18 protein-coding genes are annotated in these 17733 nt (G+C 64.6%); 15 read left to right on the forward strand and 3 right to left on the reverse strand.

Annotation, left to right across the window (positions count from 1 at the left end; genetic code table 11):
• Positions 1-18 precede the first annotated feature (18 nt).
• Together N2K95_RS04930 and N2K95_RS04935 are read right to left on the reverse strand one after the other, a co-directional pair.
• The gene (locus N2K95_RS04930; RefSeq protein ID WP_260653177.1) at positions 19-252 is read right to left on the reverse strand and encodes an acyl-CoA carboxylase subunit epsilon; all 234 of its coding nucleotides are present in this window, start codon (positions 250-252) and stop codon (positions 19-21) included.
• Positions 249-1844: an acyl-CoA carboxylase subunit beta gene (locus N2K95_RS04935; RefSeq protein WP_407080117.1), complete on the reverse strand. Its 1596-nt coding sequence runs from the start codon at positions 1842-1844 to the stop codon at positions 249-251. The genes N2K95_RS04930 and N2K95_RS04935 overlap by 4 nt, the downstream gene beginning before the upstream one ends.
• Positions 1845-2092: 248 nt before the next feature.
• Between N2K95_RS04935 and N2K95_RS04940 the strand changes: the two genes are divergently transcribed.
• The 6 genes from N2K95_RS04940 to N2K95_RS04965 all read left to right on the forward strand — a co-directional run bounded on the left by N2K95_RS04940 (position 2093) and on the right by N2K95_RS04965 (position 6945).
• On the forward strand, positions 2093-2950 hold the full coding sequence (locus N2K95_RS04940; protein ID WP_260653178.1) for an SDR family oxidoreductase: 858 nt from the start codon (positions 2093-2095) through the stop codon (positions 2948-2950).
• A 59-nt stretch (positions 2951-3009) separates the two neighbouring features.
• A complete protein-coding gene (locus N2K95_RS04945) occupies positions 3010-3897 on the forward strand; it encodes a biotin--[acetyl-CoA-carboxylase] ligase (protein ID WP_260653179.1) in 888 nt (295 codons plus the stop codon).
• Between the two features lie 34 nt (positions 3898-3931).
• On the forward strand, positions 3932-4501 hold the full coding sequence (locus tag N2K95_RS04950; protein WP_260653180.1) for a PH domain-containing protein: 570 nt from the start codon (positions 3932-3934) through the stop codon (positions 4499-4501).
• Positions 4494-5642, forward strand: a complete 1149-nt coding sequence (locus tag N2K95_RS04955; RefSeq protein WP_260653181.1) for an adenylate/guanylate cyclase domain-containing protein — start codon at positions 4494-4496, stop codon at positions 5640-5642. Before N2K95_RS04950 ends, N2K95_RS04955 begins: the two co-directional genes overlap by 8 nt.
• Positions 5643-5762: 120 nt before the next feature.
• Positions 5763-6590, forward strand: a complete 828-nt coding sequence (locus N2K95_RS04960; protein ID WP_260653182.1) for a PP2C family protein-serine/threonine phosphatase — start codon at positions 5763-5765, stop codon at positions 6588-6590.
• Between the two features lie 37 nt (positions 6591-6627).
• On the forward strand, positions 6628-6945 hold the full coding sequence (locus N2K95_RS04965; protein WP_260653183.1) for a DUF6457 domain-containing protein: 318 nt from the start codon (positions 6628-6630) through the stop codon (positions 6943-6945).
• A gap of 105 nt (positions 6946-7050) precedes the next feature.
• On the opposite strand, the gene N2K95_RS04970 is transcribed toward N2K95_RS04965, so the two are convergent.
• Positions 7051-9399: an FdhF/YdeP family oxidoreductase gene (locus N2K95_RS04970; protein WP_260653184.1), complete on the reverse strand. Its 2349-nt coding sequence runs from the start codon at positions 9397-9399 to the stop codon at positions 7051-7053.
• Between the two features lie 303 nt (positions 9400-9702).
• Here N2K95_RS04970 and N2K95_RS04975 point away from each other — a divergent pair, with 303 nt between their 5' ends.
• The 9 genes from N2K95_RS04975 (at position 9703) to N2K95_RS05015 (ending at position 17347) form a co-directional block, all read left to right on the forward strand.
• Positions 9703-10152: a hypothetical protein gene (locus N2K95_RS04975; protein WP_260653185.1), complete on the forward strand. Its 450-nt coding sequence runs from the start codon at positions 9703-9705 to the stop codon at positions 10150-10152.
• A gap of 204 nt (positions 10153-10356) precedes the next feature.
• Complete coding sequence (locus N2K95_RS04980; RefSeq protein WP_260653186.1) at positions 10357-10674, forward strand: immunity protein YezG family protein; 318 nt, start codon at positions 10357-10359, stop codon at positions 10672-10674.
• Complete coding sequence (locus tag N2K95_RS04985) at positions 10664-11158, forward strand: hypothetical protein (protein ID WP_260653187.1); 495 nt, start codon at positions 10664-10666, stop codon at positions 11156-11158. Before N2K95_RS04980 ends, N2K95_RS04985 begins: the two co-directional genes overlap by 11 nt.
• Positions 11159-11250: 92 nt before the next feature.
• Positions 11251-12087: a hypothetical protein gene (locus tag N2K95_RS04990; RefSeq protein WP_260653188.1), complete on the forward strand. Its 837-nt coding sequence runs from the start codon at positions 11251-11253 to the stop codon at positions 12085-12087.
• 122 nt (positions 12088-12209) lie between these two features.
• Positions 12210-12734: a hypothetical protein gene (locus N2K95_RS04995; protein WP_260653189.1), complete on the forward strand. Its 525-nt coding sequence runs from the start codon at positions 12210-12212 to the stop codon at positions 12732-12734.
• A 371-nt stretch (positions 12735-13105) separates the two neighbouring features.
• On the forward strand, positions 13106-13306 hold the full coding sequence (locus tag N2K95_RS05000; protein ID WP_260653190.1) for a hypothetical protein: 201 nt from the start codon (positions 13106-13108) through the stop codon (positions 13304-13306).
• A 110-nt stretch (positions 13307-13416) separates the two neighbouring features.
• Entirely contained in the window at positions 13417-15666 is a 2250-nt protein-coding gene (ligA, locus tag N2K95_RS05005) for an NAD-dependent DNA ligase LigA (RefSeq protein ID WP_260653191.1), read from the forward strand.
• Positions 15663-16457 (forward strand): inositol monophosphatase family protein, encoded by a 795-nt coding sequence (locus tag N2K95_RS05010; protein WP_260653192.1) that lies wholly within the window; start codon positions 15663-15665, stop codon positions 16455-16457. The genes ligA and N2K95_RS05010 overlap by 4 nt, the downstream gene beginning before the upstream one ends.
• Before the next feature lie 26 nt (positions 16458-16483).
• Positions 16484-17347, forward strand: coding sequence for an aminoglycoside phosphotransferase family protein (locus tag N2K95_RS05015; RefSeq protein WP_260653193.1), 864 nt, complete (start codon positions 16484-16486; stop codon positions 17345-17347).
• The last annotated feature ends 386 nt before the right edge of the window (positions 17348-17733 follow it).

Genomic DNA, 17733 nt, shown 5'->3' on the forward strand with positions numbered 1-17733 from the left:
CGGCGGTCTCGTTTATGACTAGCGGTAGCTCCGCCGCCAGGAGCCGGGCCCCGGTTTCGGGTCCAGCCGGAGATTCCGCCGCCGCACCCAGGAGCGGTGGGCCGGACGTGCGGGCGGCAGCGGGCCGGCCTGCGCCTGCAGTCCGGCGACGACGGCGGTCAGCGCCGCGATCTCCTCCTCCGTGGGATTGCCGGCGGTCACGGAAAGCAGGGTTTCGGAAACGGGTTCCCGGCCCTCGTTGCCGGTACTCACAGCGGCATGTTTCCGTGTTTCTTGGCGGGCAGCGAAGCACGCTTGTCGCGCGTTGCCCGCAGTCCGCGGATCAGCTGCAGCCGGGTCTCCGACGGTGCGATGACCGCGTCCACGTAGCCGAGCTCTGCGGCCTGGTAGGGGTTGAGCAGCTCGTCCTCATACTGCTCGATGTATTGGCGCCGGACGTCATCGACGTCGCCGCCGGCGTCGGCCGCTGCCTTCAGCGGAGCACGGTAGAGGATGTTTACCGCACCCTGGGCGCCCATGACGCCGATCTGCGCCGTGGGCCAGGCCAGGTTGATGTCCGCGCCGAGCTTCTTCGAACCCATCACGATGTACGCGCCGCCGTAGGCCTTGCGGGTGATGACGGTCAGCTTGGGCACGGTGGCTTCGGCGTAGGCATAGAGCAGCTTGGCGCCGCGGCGGATGATGCCCTGGAACTCCTGGTCCTTGCCCGGCAGGAAGCCCGGCACGTCCACGAAGGTCAGGATCGGGATGTTGAAGGCGTCGCAGTTGCGGACAAACCGGGCTGCCTTCTCGGAGGCGGCGATGTCCAGGGTTCCGGCGAACTGCATCGGCTGGTTGGCCACGATGCCCACGGTGTGGCCCTCCACGCGTCCGTAGCCGATGATCACGTTCGGGGCGTACAGGGCCTGCATCTCCAGGAAATGCCCGTCATCGAGCACATTCTCGATGACGGCGCGGATGTCGTAGGGCTGGTTCGCCGAGTCCGGGATCAGCTCGTCCAGGGCCAGATCCGCCTCGGTGGGCTCGGGATCGGAGTCGAAGGCGGTCAGCGGCGCTTCGGCCAGGTTGTTCGAGGGCAGGAAGTCGAGCAGTTCACGGACAAACTCGATGGCGTCCTCTTCGTCGGAGGCCAGGTAGGCGGAGGTGCCGGTGTTGGCATTGTGCTGCCGGGCGCCGCCCAGGGTCTCCATGTCCACGTCCTCGCCGGTGACGGTCTTGATGACATCGGGTCCGGTGATGAACATGTGCGAGGTCTTGTCCACCATCACGACGAAGTCGGTGAGGGCGGGGGAGTAGGCAGCGCCGCCGGCGGAGGGGCCCATGATCAGCGAAATCTGGGGAACGACGCCGGAGGCATGGACATTGTTACGGAAGATATCGGCGAACATCGCCAGCGAGGCGACGCCCTCCTGGATGCGGGCGCCGCCGCCGTCCAGGATGCCGATGACCGGGCAGCCGTTGCGGAGGGCAAATTCCTGGACCTTGACGATTTTTTCGCCGTTGACCTGGCTGAGGGAACCGCCGTAGACACTGAAGTCCTGGCTGTAGACCGCCACGGGGCGTCCGTCCACCGTGGCGTAGCCGGAAACCAGTCCGTCGCCGAGGGGCTTCTTCTTTTCCATGCCGAAGGCGGTGGAGCGGTGCACGGCAAGGGCGTCAAACTCGACGAAGGAACCGGCGTCCACCAGCAGGTCGATGCGCTCGCGGGCGGTGTGCTTTCCGCGGGCATGCTGCTTCTCCACTGCTGCAGGCCCGGAGGGCACCGCTGCCGCGGCCCGGCGGCGCCGGAACTCGGCGATTTTGCCGGCCGTCGTATGCAGGGACAGGTCCTGGTCGATGCTCAAGGGGGCCTCCGGGCGCTTCAGTTGAGACGCTGCACCGCCTCCGCAACGGGAGGAAGCACACGTGTTAAGTAGGTTCCGCACAAAAATCATGACGGTTTACCCAGTCTAGTGAGCCGGACCGGAGGGACTGAGTGTAGAAAACCTACAATTTCGCTCCCTGCCGGTTGGTCCGTCCCCCGCCGGTCACCATCCGGAGCCGGTATGTTACCGGCTAGTAACATAGGAGTGAGGTGCATTACCCTGTGGCTATGAGCATCCCCAACAGCACCCCGGAAACGGCGTCCAGGTCCCTCGCCGGACGCACCATCCTGATGTCCGGCGGAAGCCGCGGCATCGGCCTCGCCATTGCCCTGCGCGCAGCAGCGGACGGCGCGAACATCGCCATGCTCGCCAAAACGGCGGAGCCGCACCCGAAGCTGGAAGGTACTGTCTACACGGCCGCCGAACAGCTGGAAGCAGCCGGCGGCAAGGCCCTGCCGATCATCGGCGACGTGCGCCGCGACGAAGACGTTGCTCGCGCCGTCGAATCCACCATCGAGCAGTTCGGCGGGATCGACATTGTCCTGAACAATGCCTCGGCCATCGACCTTTCCGGCACCGACGCCGTGACAATGAAGAGCTACGACCTGATGGCCGATATCAACACCCGCGGCACCTTCATGCTCTCCAAGTTCTCCCTGGATGCCCTGCGCCGGTCCGGCAACGGACATATCCTGACGCTGTCCCCGCCCCTGAACCTGGATCCCAAGTGGGCCGGCGGCTACCTCGCCTACACGATGGCCAAGTACGGCATGTCCCTCACCACGCTGGGCCTGGCCGAGGAACTGAAGAACGACGGCGTGTCCGTGAACTCGCTTTGGCCGGTGACCGGCATCAACACCGCAGCCATCCGGAACATGCCCGGCGGAGAGAAGCTGGCCGCCGCTTCCCGCAGCGCAGACATCATGGCGGACGCCGCGCACGCCATCCTCACCCGTCCCAGCGGTCAGTCCACCGGCAACTTCTACACCGATGAAGAGGTGCTGCGCGAGGAGGGCATCACGGATTTCAGCCGTTACGCACCCGGGGTTCCGGCGGACAAGCTGATGCCGGACTTCTTCCTCTAACCGCTGCCGCCGGACCGGGTGCGGAGGGAATGTCAGGGCGCCCGCGTAAGATCGGAAGAATGCAACTGCACTACTCCAGCATGGAAAGACCGGCCCTGGATCCCGGCCGCCTGAGGGCGGCCCTGGTGGCGCCCAACGGTCCCTTCGCTGCGCTGGACGTAGTAGCGGAAACCGGATCCACCAATACGGACCTCGCGGACGCGGCACGGCTGCGCCCCTGGGAAGTGCCGGACCTGACCGTCCTGACCGCCGAGCTGCAGACCGCGGGCCGCGGCAGGATGGACCGCAGCTGGGTGGCCCCGGAACGCTCCTCGCTGTTCGTCAGCGTGCTCCTGCGGCCCGTGAATTCTTCCGGCCGGCCCCTGCCCACAACCTCCTACGGCTGGCTGTCGCTGCTGGCCGCCCTGGCCATGGCTGAAAGCGTGGCCGCGCGCACCGGCGTCGAAGCCCGGCTGAAGTGGCCGAACGACGTCATGGTGGACGGCCGGAAGCTCGCCGGCGTGCTGGCACAGTTGGTTCCCTCGTCCGACGGCGGCCCCCCGGCCGTGGTGGTTGGCGCCGGACTGAACGTCAGCCTTACCGACGAAGACCTGCCCGTCCCCACCGCCACCAGCCTGCTGATGGAGTACGCCTCCACCACGGACCGCAATGTCCTGCTGCAGGATTACCTGCTGGCGCTGGCGGCACGGTACCGGGCGTTCTGTTCCGTGGACGGAGACCCGGAGGCAGTGCCGGCCGGACGGCAGGACGCGCTGCGGGACGAGATCACCGCACGTCTGGGCACCCTGGGCCGCAGCGTGAGCGCACAGCTGCCCGGCGGCAGTGTACTTACCGGGCGTGCCGTGGCGCTGGCGCCCACCGGTGCGCTCGTGATTGTCGACGGCGTCGGTGCCGCGCACACCGTCAGCGCGGCCGACGTCGTTCACCTGCGCCCCGAGCAGCCGTGAGGGCTGTCCCGGCCCGCCTGCGGGGAGGCACTCCGTGCGCCTGAAACTCTCGCCCGGTGAGCAAATCATTGCCGCCGGGCGCCCGCATGCCCGTTCCCTGTGGAAGCCGCTGACGCTGGCGGGAATCACGGGGGCGCTGGCCGGCTACGCGTTCGGATGGCTCGGCCGGGACACGCTGCCCGGACAGCTGGGCGAATTCAGCCCCTACCTGCAGGCTGTGGCTGTTGTCCTGGCCGTGCTGGTGCTGGCCCGGTACTGCATTCCGCCGGTCCTGCGATGGTTCGCCGGGCGCATCATCCTCACCGACCGGAGGCTGATCCAGCGGCAGGGAGTGCTGATGCGCCGTGAGCATGAAATAGCCCTGGCTGCCATCTACCAGCTGGAAATCCGGCAGTCCGTGACGGACCGGATGCAGCGCAGCGGCACCCTCATCCTTGATCTGGGCCACGGGCGGATTATGCAGTATCCGGCCGTGCCCGAGGTGCACCGATTCCGCTCCATTGTGGTGGCCGCCATCGGGCAGCTGCCGCTGACTGCCATGTTCGATGGTGTAGATATGGAAACAAACGGGGGATACGACTACGAAGGGAGGGACGATGACTGATGCCGGCCACGGCGGGTCCGGCCCCGCGAGCCACCCCGAACCGATAACCCGGCCAATCCAGCCGGTGCCGGTACGGCGTCCCGACTACACCCATGCCGGCACGGGTACCGAGATTGACCGCGAGGACGTCCGCAGGCTCGAGGCGCAGCTGCTGGGCGGACCGCGGACGCTTAAGCGCCGGGAGGCTGCCGCCGAAGCGGGCGTGTCCCTGCTTTCCGCCCGCAAGCTCTGGCGCGCCATGGGCTTTCCGAACCTCGACGACGACGCCGTCTTCTTCACCGAACAGGACCGCGAGGCCCTGAGCACCGTGATTGAACTGGTGCGCGATGAACAGCTCACCGAGGAAGCGGCTATTTCCATCATGCGGTCCATCGGGCAGATGACGGACCGGATGGTGGTGTGGCAGGTCGAAGCGCTGGTGGAGGAAATGGTGGTCCGCCGCGGGATCACCGACGCCGAAGCCCGCAAGCGCCTGGTCGAGGCTCTTCCCGACCTCATCGAGCCGCTCGAAAAGACCCTCGTGTACGCCTGGAAACGCCAGCTCAATGCCGCCGTCCAGCGCCTCGCCCTGCGCGCCGAGGCCGGTCTGGCCAGCCACGACGACGCCGCCTCCGACGATGCGCCGCTTCCGCTGGCACGCGCCGTGGGTTTCGCCGATCTGGTCTCCTATACGAGCCTTTCCCGGCAGATGAATGAGAAGACACTGGCCCAGATGGTGCAGCGCTTTGAGCACAAGTGCGCCGAAATCATCTCGGTGGGCGGCGGCCGGCTGGTCAAGACCATCGGCGACGAAGTCCTGTTCAACGCCGAAACGCCCGAGGCCGGTGCCGAAATCTCCCTGGCGCTGGCGAAGGCGTTCACGGAGGACGAGCTGCTGCCCTCGGCCCGGGTGTCCCTGGTCTGGGGCCGGGTGCTTTCCCGGCTGGGGGATATCTACGGCCCCACCGTCAACCTGGCCTCCCGGCTGACCTCGCTGGCCGAACCCGGCACTGTCCTCACCGATGCCTCCACCGCTGCCGCGCTGAAGGACAACCCGAAGTTTGTGCTGATTCCGCACCAGCCGCGCAATGTCCGGGGGTTCGGGGAGATCCATCCGGTGACCCTGGCCCGGGGGACCGGATCGGGACTCGTGCTCGACTAGCCTTCCGCCCATGTCGAAGCTGCGCGCTGTGCCTAAGCCGTGGCGGCTGTCGTCGGTTAGGGTATGAGGGAGATATGCGTAAGCCAGATCACTTTAGTAAACCTGCCGAATAGGGCGTGAATGAACTCCGACGAAACTGCATCCCCGGATACTGACCTGCACGCTGTGTTTGGTTACGCCTCCGACCGGGGACTGCGACGCGAATTGAATGAAGACTCGCTTATCGCTGCCGACCCGATCTTCGCTGTCGCAGACGGCATGGGCGGACATGAAGCAGGAGAGGTGGCGAGCAGCATCTGCGTCCGGACCCTCGGTGATTCCCCGATCGTAGGGAAACATCTGCCGGAGTTTTCGGCCGAGCAGCTGGAGGCATTGATTGGAGAGTCAGACCGCCGCATCCGTGAAGCCACGGGTGGGCGCGCCGGCACTACGCTGACCGGTGCGGTCCTTGTCCGGGAAGGGGGAAAGCCTCACTGGCTTGTCTTCAACGTCGGCGATTCCCGTACCTACCGGCTCAGCTCCGGGGTCTTGGCACAGGTCACCGTGGACCACAGCGAAGTGCAGGAACTGGTGGACCTGGGGCAGATCACCGCAGACGAGGCGCTGGTGCATCCGCGCCGCCATGTGGTCACCCGCGCACTGGGAACGGGCAACGACGCCGAGGCCGATTTCTGGCTCATCCCCGTGGAGCCCGGAGACCGGCTCATGGTGTGTTCCGACGGATTGACCGGCGAGGTTGCCGACGCCCACATCTTCCAGGTCCTCACCTCCGTGCCGAACCCGCAGGACGCGTGCTCGGCCCTGGTTCAAGCCGCTCTGCGCTCGGGCGGACGGGACAACATTACAGTTTTGGTAGTCGACGCCGAGGGTGCCGCCAACAGCGGCGAGGGGTCCGACGCCGTCACCCTGACGGGGACGCCGGCAGACTCCACCGACTTGTCCGAATAAGCTTGACGAATACAACCCGCACCACCGAAGGAGCCTAATGAGCAAGAACCCGGACATGGAAGAGCGCGTACTGAGTGATTGGAGCCGCCGCCTGACCCAGGCACTGCAGATCCTGGATCTGGAAGTGGACCACAAGATGCTCGTGGAACTGGGCGAAAAGTCCGCGCAGAGCGTCTCCGGCAACGCAGGCGTGATCAGCGCCTTTGTCGTTGGGTACGCGGCAGGGCTTACTACCACCAGCGGGCGGAAGGGTGCGGATGAGGCAGTCCAGAAGGCTGCGGACACTGCTTTCCAGCTGGCCGAGACCGGTGTGGACGGACCGGATAATCCGGGCTGGAAGGGTTCTGCGCAGTAAAGGGCAGAATCGAATGCACTGACCGTCAGCGCTCATAAGGCGCAGATAGACGCACGAGAGGCCAGGACCGAAGTCCTGGCCTCTCGTGCGTTTTGCCTAGGACTGCTAGGCGTTTACCTTGGTGCGGCGCATCTTATCCTCGGGTCCGCTGGCCGGCTGTGCGGCAGGCTCTACCCGGACCACAACGGCCTTGGAGACAGGGGTGTTGCTGCCCTCGGCTACATGGTCCATCGGTACCAGCACGTTGGCCTCGGGGTAGTAGGCGGCAACGCAGCCCTTGGGGGTGGGATAGGAAACCACCCGGAAGTTACGCACCACCCGCTCGACGCCGTCCTTGTAGACGCCGTGGATATCGATCTGCTGGCCGTCCGCCAGACCGAGTTCCTCGATATCCCCGGAGTTCATAAACAGGATGTGGCGGCCGCCCTTGATGCCGCGGTACCGGTCATTGTGCCCGTAAATGGTGGTGTTCCACTGATCGTGGGAGCGCAGGCTCTGCAGCAGCAGCGTGCCTTCCGGACGCTCAACAGCTTCGAGGTCATTGACCGTCAGGACGGCCTTGCCGGTGGGCGTGTTGAAGGTCCGCGAATCGCGGGGACCGTTGGGGAGCACGAACCCGCCGTCCTGGCGGATCCGTTCGTTGTAGTTTTCGCAGCCCACAACCACCCGGGAGATGTGGTCCCGGATCAGGTCGTAGTCCTTCTCGTAGCCGGCCCAGTCTGCGTCGATCCGGTCGCCGATCACCAGGGCACCGAGGCGCGCCACGACGGCGGGTTCGGAGAGCAGGTTCTTTGACACCGGCGCCACGCCGCCGTGCGAAGCATGCACCACGCAGACGGTGTCTTCCACTGAGACAAACTGGCGGCCGGTTTCCTGGTCGTCGAATTCCGTGCGCCCCAGGACCGGAAGGATGAGTGCTTCCTTGCCGGTGACGAGGTGCGAGCGGTTCAGCTTGATCGACATCTGGACCGTCATATCGGTCTTCACCATGGCAGCCTCGGCAAAGTGGGTGTCCGAGATGGCGGAGATCAGGTTGCCGCCCAGTGCCATAAAGAACTTGATGCGTCCGTCATGCATCCGGTGGAACGTTTCGACGGCGTCGGCACCGTGCTCGCGGGGCGGGTCGAAGTTGAACTCCTTGCCCAGCGAATCGAGGAACGCCGGCGGCATCTGCTCCCAGATACCCATGGTGCGGTCGCCCTGGACGTTGCTGTGCCCGCGGATCGGGGCGGCGCCGGCGCCGGGCTTACCGATGTTGCCGCGCAGCAGCAGCAGGTTGATGATCTCCTTGATGGTGGCGACACCCTTTTTCTGCTGGGTGATGCCCATGGCCCAAGTGATGATCACCTTTTCCGCACGCAGGTAGCGGTCGGCCAGCTCGTCGATTTCCTCGACGCGCAGCCCGGTGGCTTCAAGGACTTCGTCGTCGTCAAGGAGCATGATGTGCTCCTTGAGGTCCGCGAGGCCCTCGCAGTGCTTTTCCAGGAAGTCGTGGTCCAGGACGGTTCCCGGATTCTTTTCCTCGGCCTCGAAGACCCGCTTGGAGATGGCCTGGAGCAGGGCCATGTCACCGCCGAGCCGGATCTGCAGGAACTGGTCGGCCAGTTCCGTGCCCTTGCCGGCGATGCCGCGGGGTTTCTGCGGGTTCTTGTAGCGCTTCAGTCCTGCTTCGGGGAGCGGGTTGACGGCGACGATGTTGCCGCCGTTGCGCTTGCAGTCCTCCAGGGCGGTCAGCATACGCGGGTGGTTGGTGCCCGGGTTCTGGCCCATCAGGATGATCAGGTCGGCTTTTTCGAAGTCGTCATAGGCCACCGTGGCCTTACCGATGCCGATGGTCTGGCCCATGCCCCAGCCCGAGGACTCGTGGCACATGTTGGAGCAGTCCGGCAGGTTGTTCGTACCGTAGGCGCGGATGAACAACTGGTAGAGGAAGGCGGCCTCGTTGGAGGTACGCCCGCTGGTGTAGAACGCAGCCTCGTCGGGGGAGTCCAGGGCCTTGAGCCGGTCGGCCACAATGCCGAGCGCCTCATCCCAGCCGACGGGACGGTAGTGGTCTTCGCCCGCGGGCTTGTACAGAGGCTCGGTGAGCCGGCCCTGCATACCCATCCAGTATTCGCTGCGTTCGCGCAGCTCCGTGAGGCTGTGTTCCGCCCAGAACTCCGAGGGAATGACAACCGGCGTGGCTTCCCACGTGACGGCCTTGACGCCTTCCTCGCAGTATTCAAAGGGACTGCGGTCCTTGGGATCGGGCCAGGCACAGCTCGGGCAGTCGAACCCGTGCTTCTGGTTCATCTTGAAAGTAGCACCCAGGGCACGGGAGAGCCCCATGTTCTCAATGGCCGGTTTCATGGAGTGGTAGACGGCAGGGATGCCGGCTGCCCATTCCTTCGGATGCCCCTTAACCTCTATGTCGTTCTCATTCACTTCTTTTACGCGGGGTTCTTTCCTGGCCACGCCGCACTTCCCTTCATCGCTTAGCTGCAGGTACGCCGTAGGCGAACTAGACTCTCCCGCAGTTTACCTACCATTAGGCCTAACCGTCAGGCCGCACCGCCGCAAGCGCTGCGGCAGTCGGGCCGCGTCCCTTCACTCCCGAACGATGGCGGGGCACCTGGGCGCCGTTGGGACCGGTACGAAGTAGTCTCAAGCGTTGGTGAATTGCCTCCGGATTTGCACACCGGATTTCCTTGACCGTTTTCCATTCTGTGGGTTTGATGGGTGGCTACTGATGTCCAGGGGCCACAAGTGGGGGAGCCGGTGTCTGAGGAATTGGCGGGTCTGGATCTGGTTTTGCGGCGGACGGAGCTGGAAAAGGATCTGGCCCGTGTTCTTGACGAGGGTGTGCCGGGTGGCTGGCAGTCATTGAAGTTTGAGGCTCGTTCTGCGGGCAAGGTGACGGAATCGCTGACCTATGTTTACCGTAATGGTGTCGAAGAGCGGGCAAACTCGAAGGCCGCCTTTTCGCTGTTGAGGCCATTGCGCAAGCTGATGTATCGGCCGGACTACGGCACCTGGTTTTCGATGGAGATGCACCTCGATAACCAAGGCCATGTCGAAACGCACTACAACTTTGATGAGGAAGCGGACTGGAGCTTCCCGCTTGCGGATCGGTCCTATCAGCAAGACCAGCAGAGGTTCCCGCGGGATCCCGAGCACATTCCGGCGTGGCTGGCGCCGAAGCTTGGGCTTGGCAGCGCTTCCAACTAGTTCCACGGGGTGGGAGCCGCTCCCGCCCGAGCAGTAGCTGTAATCATTCGATCATGAGGGGGGTGGCCTGTGTCTGAACAGTTGGCGGGTCTGGAATTGGTTTTGAGACGGACCGAATTGGAGACGGCGTTGGCGCGCGAGGTGGACGGGAGCGTCCCGGCGGGCTGGCGGTCGCTCAGGTTGGAGGGGCGCTCGGCTGGCACCGTGTCGGAGGTCCAGCTCTTCTTTGACCGGAACGGCACGACGAAGGGGGCCGAACCTTCGGATGACACGCTCGACCTCATCCGAGAGTTGCGCAAGCTTATGTATCGCCTGTCCTACGGCACCTGGTTCTCCCTGACCATGAAGATCGATGACCAGGGCCACGCGGAGACGCATTACAACTACGACGAGGAATCGGACTGGAGTTTCCCGCTGGATGACGAATCCTACGTAGAGGACCAGCAGAGGTTCCCGCGGGAACCGGAGCACATTCCCGCGTGGCTGGCTCCGAAGCTCGGGCTTGGCAGCCATGGTTCGTGATGACGAGCAGGGAACATCCCTGCCGGCCAAAAACCGTCCGACGGAGACCTTCCCGAATGGGATGCGGATCCCGCAGTACTACGGGGTATGGCGGGGTGAATGGTTCTCCGCCGTACTCACTCGGGAAACTGCGACACTCGCGTCATATGGCCTTGAGCCGCCGGGCTCGGAGTGGTCCCCCTCGCGGCAGACGGATGAATCCGGTCATCCCTGGTACTGGATGCTGGAGGTGCCGAGGGAAGCGCTTGACCGCTTGGTTGATGTTCGCGTGACCGCGACCTGGCGCGGATTTGACTGCTACCTGGGTGGATACAACAACGGCATCGTTCATGCCCGAGTAGGCGGCAACGGGAATCAGACGGCAAGGATTATGCGGGGAGAAATTCCCGAGATTGTCCAGATGGATCGGATTGAGTATGTGGGCACCTTCCGCTGGGAAGACCTGGAGGACATCAGGATGGAAGAAAAAGACCTCAAGAAGTAGGACGCGTAAAGCACTTATCGCTGCCCAAGGGCTGCGGAAAGCAGGAAACTTTGATTTTTCAGAAGCCGCTAAGCCCGGCCCATGTGGGCCCGATGGTGGAGGGCAACCGCGACACGATCGCCGGGTTTGTCCTGAACGCCGCCGACCTCGCGCAGGTGAAGTCGCCGCGCGAGCTGTATGAGGTGCACGGCCTGGGCTTCGCCGGCTCGCCATGGGACCCGGCCGCCGACTATCTCGACGTGCTGCGGTTCCAGGCGCCGCCGTCGGTCTACGTGCATTCGGCGACGGCGCCGGAGTTCGTGGACCGGCCGCCGTTCACCGGTACCGGGTTTGCCCGCTGGGGCGGAGGCGTGGCGCCGGTGTGGTTCCTGGATGAGTGCCGGATCCCGCCGCGTGCACAGCTGTGGCGGATCCGGGAGGGCCAGCAGGATCAGTTGCTGGCGATGTACATCGACGCAGCTTCTGGCTGGGGCATCCTCGAGGGTTCCGGTATCTCCAGTCCTGCGCACACGGTGCCGCAGACGGTGATCGGTTGGGTGGCGGTATGGGACGGCTTCCAGTTCCCGGCCGACGTGGTGGGTGACAAGGCGGTGCTGGCTGCGGCGTCGGAGCCGCCCGCTGAGATCACCGGGTTCCGGCGGACGATGCGCGGATGCTGGAGCCGGGAGGTGCCAGTTTCGGAATTGGATGACCTGTTCGAGGTCAATGCGGTGTGCCGTTGGCAGGGGCATCCGTTCCGGATTACGGATGTGGCGCACGACGGCGGTGCCCGCATCTTCCGACTGTTCTACACCGGGCACAACGCGGATATTGCGGAGTCGCTGGGCTTGAACAAGGGCGATGCCGGCGTGTACTGGACCGTTCAGCCGGAGTCCGCGGTGACGGGGGTCGAGATGTTCCAGAACCGGCTCAAGTCCGCCGCGCGCTAGGAGCGGTCGGCCCCGCCGCTCGTGCTGCGGAGGGAGGGCTGGAACGGATTAGGCTTCGAAATGGCGCGACGCAAAGATGTTGTTGCCTGAGCTCACATTCATATCGCAGGGGGATAACGGACATGACTGGTTATATGGGCTCGGCCCCACCGTCGCCGGAGGGGGACCGGTCGGCGACATCCTGCCCGGTCAGGAACCGTCCGGCGGAGACCTTCCCGAATGGGATGCGGATCCCGCGCTATTACGGGGTGTGGCGGGGTGAATGGTTCTCCGCCAAACTCAGGCGGGAGACTGCAACGCTCATCTCATTTGACCTTGAGCCACCGAGCGCGGAGTGGTCTCGCTCGCGGCAGACGGATGAATCAGGTCATCCCTGGTACTGGAAGCTGGAGGTGCTGAGGGAGGCGCTTGACCGTCTGGTTGATGTTCGCGTGACCGCGATATGGCGCGGAATTGAATGCAACTTGGGTGGATACAATAACGGCATCGTTCACGCCCGCGTTAGGACAAACCCGGAGCAGGAGGCGAAGGTCAGGCGGGGAGAGATCCCCGAGATCGTCATGGCCGACCGGACTGAATATGTCGGGACCTTCCGCTGGGAGGACCTGGAGGACATCCGGATGGAAGAAAAAGACCTAAAGAAGTAGAAAGCTTTCATCGCTGTCTGGGGGCAATTCAGATCTTCGAAAAATGGTTGTTCCTTAGAACAACGGATTCCGAGACAAACGGTGCCGGCGGTATATTCTCTGGCTATGTGGAGTTCCAGCGGGATGAAGTTGACCGGTTCGTACGGTACGTGGAACGGGCAGGAAGTTGAACTGGATTCAACGACGCCATCCGACGGGACACTTCTGCTTATTCAGCATGGTGGAGACCGCCCGGATGCAAGTTGGATGACTATCGACCTGGGGAACGTGTACCCCATTCCCGGTATCAGGCACTGCTTCGGGTTCCTGCGGAGGAGGTCTCAGACATCCATGCCGTGCGGACCACCGGGGAAATCAGCCCTTGGAACCAGGTGCAGATCCTTGCAGAGAATCCAGAAGGAAAATTCGCTGTCGTTACCGGTTCCGATAAACAGCGGCTGGTGGACAGTTACGGGTTTTCCACATTTTCCGGCGAGCCGGTACACCGCTCGCATGTTTTCGGATGGCTGCCAGAGGAAATGGTCCACAACATCGAATCCGTCGTGCGCTGGCGTAAGGACGACGCGTCATGAGTCGACCCGGGGATGCGGGACGCGGGCGGTCCCGACGCCGGCCCTGACATCCGTCGTCGCCCGTTTCGCATAACTCCCGCTGGCGGACACTATGGGGCAAGATTGGTTAGGTGAGCACAGCCAAGACATCCCCGGAACCCACGGACACCGAAGCCGCCGTCGAGTCGGTCAGCACAGACACCCCGCCCGCCGGGGACCTGCGCGAGGAGTACCAGACGCTCGCCGAGCAGGTGCGCCGCTACCGCTTCGCGTACTACAACGAAGACGCCCCCCTGGTTTCGGACGCAGAATTTGACCGGCTCTACCGCCGCCTGGAAGAGCTCGAGGCGCTGCACCCCGAGCTGGTCACCAATGACTCACCCACGCAGGAGGTGGGCGGCGAGGTATCTTCCGCCTTCGCCCCGGTGGAACACCTGCAGCGCATGTACAGCCTCGAGGATGTCTTCTCCCTCGACGAGCTCGACGCCTGGGTGCGTAAGGCCGAGGCCTCCGTGGCCAACATTGCCCCCGGCGCGCAGATTAAGTGGCTGACCGAGCTCAAGATCGACGGCCTCGCGGTGAACCTGCTCTACCGCAACGGCGAACTGGTCCGGGCCGCCACCCGCGGGGACGGCACCACGGGTGAGGACATCACCCACAACGTACTCACCATCGCCTCCATCCCGCGCACCCTCAAGGGCGAGGACCTCCCCGCGGAAATGGAAATCCGCGGCGAGGTCTTCATCCCCTCCAAGGAATTCGCGCACCTGAACGAAACCATGGTGGAAGCGGGCAAGGCACCGTTCGCCAACCCGCGCAACGCCGCCGCCGGTTCCCTGCGGCAGAAGGACCCCGAAGTCACCGCCCGCCGCCCGCTCAGCATGTACGTGCACGGCATCGGCGCCCGCGAAGGCCTCAACGTGGCGAGCCAGTCCGAGACCTATGAACTGCTGAAGCAGTGGGGACTGCCGACGTCGCCCTATTACAAGGTGCTGGACACCTACGAAGAAGTGCTGAAGTACATTGCCGACAATGGCGAGCACCGGCACGACCTCTCCCATGAAATTGACGGCATTGTGGTCAAGGTGGACGACTTCGGCCTGCAGCGCGCGCTGGGCAACACCTCCCGCGTGCCGCGCTGGTCCGTGGCCTACAAGTACCCGCCGGAGGAAGTGAACACCAAGCTGCTGGACATCCGGGTGAACGTCGGCCGTACCGGCCGGGTCACGCCCTACGGCATGATGACGCCGGTGCTGGTCTCCGGCTCCACGGTGGAAATGGCCACGCTGCACAACCAGGACGTGGTGAAGGCCAAGGGCGTGAAGATCGGCGACACCGTGGTGCTGCGCAAGGCCGGTGACGTGATCCCCGAAATCGTGGGCCCCGTCGTCGCCCTCCGTGACGGCAGTGAACGCGACTTTGTGATGCCCACCCACTGTCCCTCCTGCGGCACGGAACTGAAGCCGGCCAAGGAAGGGGACGTGGATATCCGCTGCCCCAACTCCATGTCCTGCCCCTCCCAGCTGCGCGAGCGGGTGTTCCATCTGGCCGGCCGCGGTGCTTTCGATATCGAAGCGCTGGGCTGGGAGGCGGCCATCGCGCTCACCTCGCCGGCTGAGCCGGAAACTCCGCCGCTGACCAGCGAGGCCGGGTTGTTCGACCTGAAGATCGAAGACCTGGCCGACGTGCGGATCGAACGGCCGAAGCGGGTGAAGGGTGTGGTGGACGGCACCGAGCTCGTGCCGTATTTCTACACCAAGGGCACCGCGAAGAAGCCGTCCGTGCCGAGCGCCACCACGCACAAGCTGTTCACCGAGCTGGAGAAGGCCAAGACCCAGCCGCTGTGGCGGGTCCTCGTGGCCCTGTCCATCCGGCACGTCGGCCCGACGGCGGCACGCGCCCTGGCCGGCGCCTTCGGCTCCATGGACGCCATCCGTGCCGCCACCGAAGAGCAGCTGGCGCACGTCGACGGCGTCGGCCCGACCATCGCCGCCGCGCTGAAGGAATGGTTCGCCGAGGACTGGCACCGCGAGATCGTGGATGCCTGGGCGGCCGCAGGGGTGCGGATGGCCGACGAACGCGACGAGTCCATGCCTCGAACATTGGAGGGCCTGACCGTCGTCGTCACGGGCACGTTGCCGAACTTCAGCCGCGACGAGGCCAAGGAAGCCATCCTGACCCGCGGCGGCAAGGCTTCCGGCTCGGTCTCCAAGAAAACCGACTATGTGGTGGCCGGGGAGAACGCCGGCACCAAGCTGGACAAGGCAGAGCAGCTGGGCGTGCGCGTGATCGATGAGGACGGTTTCCGCACGCTGTTGGCCGAGGGATCGGTGCCGGACGGCGCTGCACCGGCCGTTGAATCCGTGCCGGAGTCCGAATGATGCCGCTGCCCGACGCGGCGGATCCGCTGGAACTGCTCGATGTGGCCCGCGAGGCGGCCGCAGCCGGTGCCGCTGTACTGGCGCGGCGCTCTGCCGGCGGCCTCAACCCGGTGAACAAGAGTGCCGACGGCGACTGGGTCACGGACTTCGACACCGCCGCCGAGGCAGCGGTCCGGGAAGTGCTGGCCCGCCTGCGCCCGCACGACACAGTGCTGGGGGAGGAGCTCGAACCTGCTGTTCCGGTGCATCCCTCCGGCATCCGCTGGTCCATCGATCCGCTGGACGGCACCACCAACTTCATCCGCGGCATCGTCTATTACGGCACCTCGGTGGCGGCGGTGAACGACGACGGCGAGTGGCTGGCCGGCGTCGTCCACGCTCCCGCGCTGGTGCGCGTGTATTCGGCGGCCCGCGGGCACGGTGCCTGGTTGGCCGAGCACGGCAGCGTCCGGAAGCTGACCGGTCCCGATCCGCAGCGGGTCGGAAAGCTGCTCGGCACCGGATTCTCCTATGATGCCGGCGTGCGATCCGAGCAGTACGCGGCTTTGGCGCAGCTGGCCGGGAACTTTGCCGATGTCCGGCGGCTGGGGTCTGCGGCCCTGGACCTGTGCATGGTGGCGGACGGTTCTCTGGACGCCTATATCGAGCGCGGTCTCAACGAATACGACTACGCAGCCGGTGCCCTGATTGCCGAGGAAGCCGGGGTGCCTGTTCAGCGTCCTCCGCAGCCTGCCAACGACGCCGAGCGGCTCGACGCCGTTACTGTCGCCGGAGCTGCGCTGCTGGGCTAGCTGTGGCTGGACGCTAGTCTGCTGGGATGGAAACCTGGCATCGGAACCGGCTGAGTGCGCGGCAAGCTGAACTTGTCGAGGCTTGGCTGCCGGGGGTACGTCTCGTTGCCGATCTCTCCTGGAACCTTCTGGATACCGCGGTCCTTGAAGTTGCCGACGCAGCCGAAAGGCAGCGCAGATACGTCGTCAAAGCTGCCGGGCCCTCCAACCACCACATAGGACGTGAGATAGACGCGCACGAGTCATGGATCAGCGTCTGGTCCCGGCAAAACCGTGCGCCCAAACTCGTCCACGCGGACCGTTCCGAGAACATCTTGGTCACGGAGTATCTGGAAGGGTCCCTCGTGGAGGGAACCGAAGCTGAATATGACCCGGGCACCTATCAGCAGGCCGGCTGTCTTTTGCGGATATTCCATGAGCAAAGCGCGCGCACTGACGCGGACTATGAGTCACGGGCCACTGCCAAAGCGTTGTTGTGGCTGGAGAGGCCTCACCGCATTTCCGAATCCCACGTTGCCCGGGTTAGGGCCATCCTCGACGGCTACCGGCCCAAGCCGGTGGTTCTCGTTCCAACCCATGGCGACTGGCAACCCCGCAACTGGCTCATGGATGGCAGCGAGCTGAGGGTCATCGATTTTGGTCGGTACGATTTCAGGCCGGCCCTGACCGATCTTTGCCGTCTGGCTGCGCAGCAATGGAGGCCTCGCAGTTATCTGGAGGCTGCCTTCTTCGAGGGGTATGGAACTGACTTCAGGGACACTGAACTCTGGAATGTGGCGCTGCTGCGCGAAGCTGTCTCCACCGCTGCGTGGGCTTACCAAGTCGGCGACCCTAAGTTTGAGGAACAAGGCCACCGGATGCTTAGGGATGCGTTGGGCAACTTCGCGTAGGTTGCGGCTGCCGGGTATCGGGCCTAAAGCGTTTTCCGTGCGCCGCCAGCGGCTTGCTTTGCGGGTAGGTAGTTGCGTTCAAAAGACGGGTATTTTCGGTTTCTTCGAGGGGCTGTTTTGGGGCTGTTTTTGGGCCGGAAATGTCAGTGCCGGATGAAATCCTGAGGGTATGGATCAGCTCGGGAAAACCGGACGGACAACCGAAGAGCAGTGCAGTGAAGACCAGCAGTCGGAGGGGCAAGCTGGTCAAGCGGATGCGCCCAGTGCGGCCTGCACTTTGTCGGTGTACCGGGCGGAATTGGCTGCTGGGCCTGTCGGGACTGCTGGCGCTAGTGCCGGCACTTCCACTGCGGAGAACGGGGCCGGACCGGGCGCCCAGTCAGCCG

Origin of the sequence: Arthrobacter zhaoxinii (assembly GCF_025244925.1) — a bacterium.
Lineage (GTDB): Bacteria > Actinomycetota > Actinomycetes > Actinomycetales > Micrococcaceae > Arthrobacter_B > Arthrobacter_B zhaoxinii.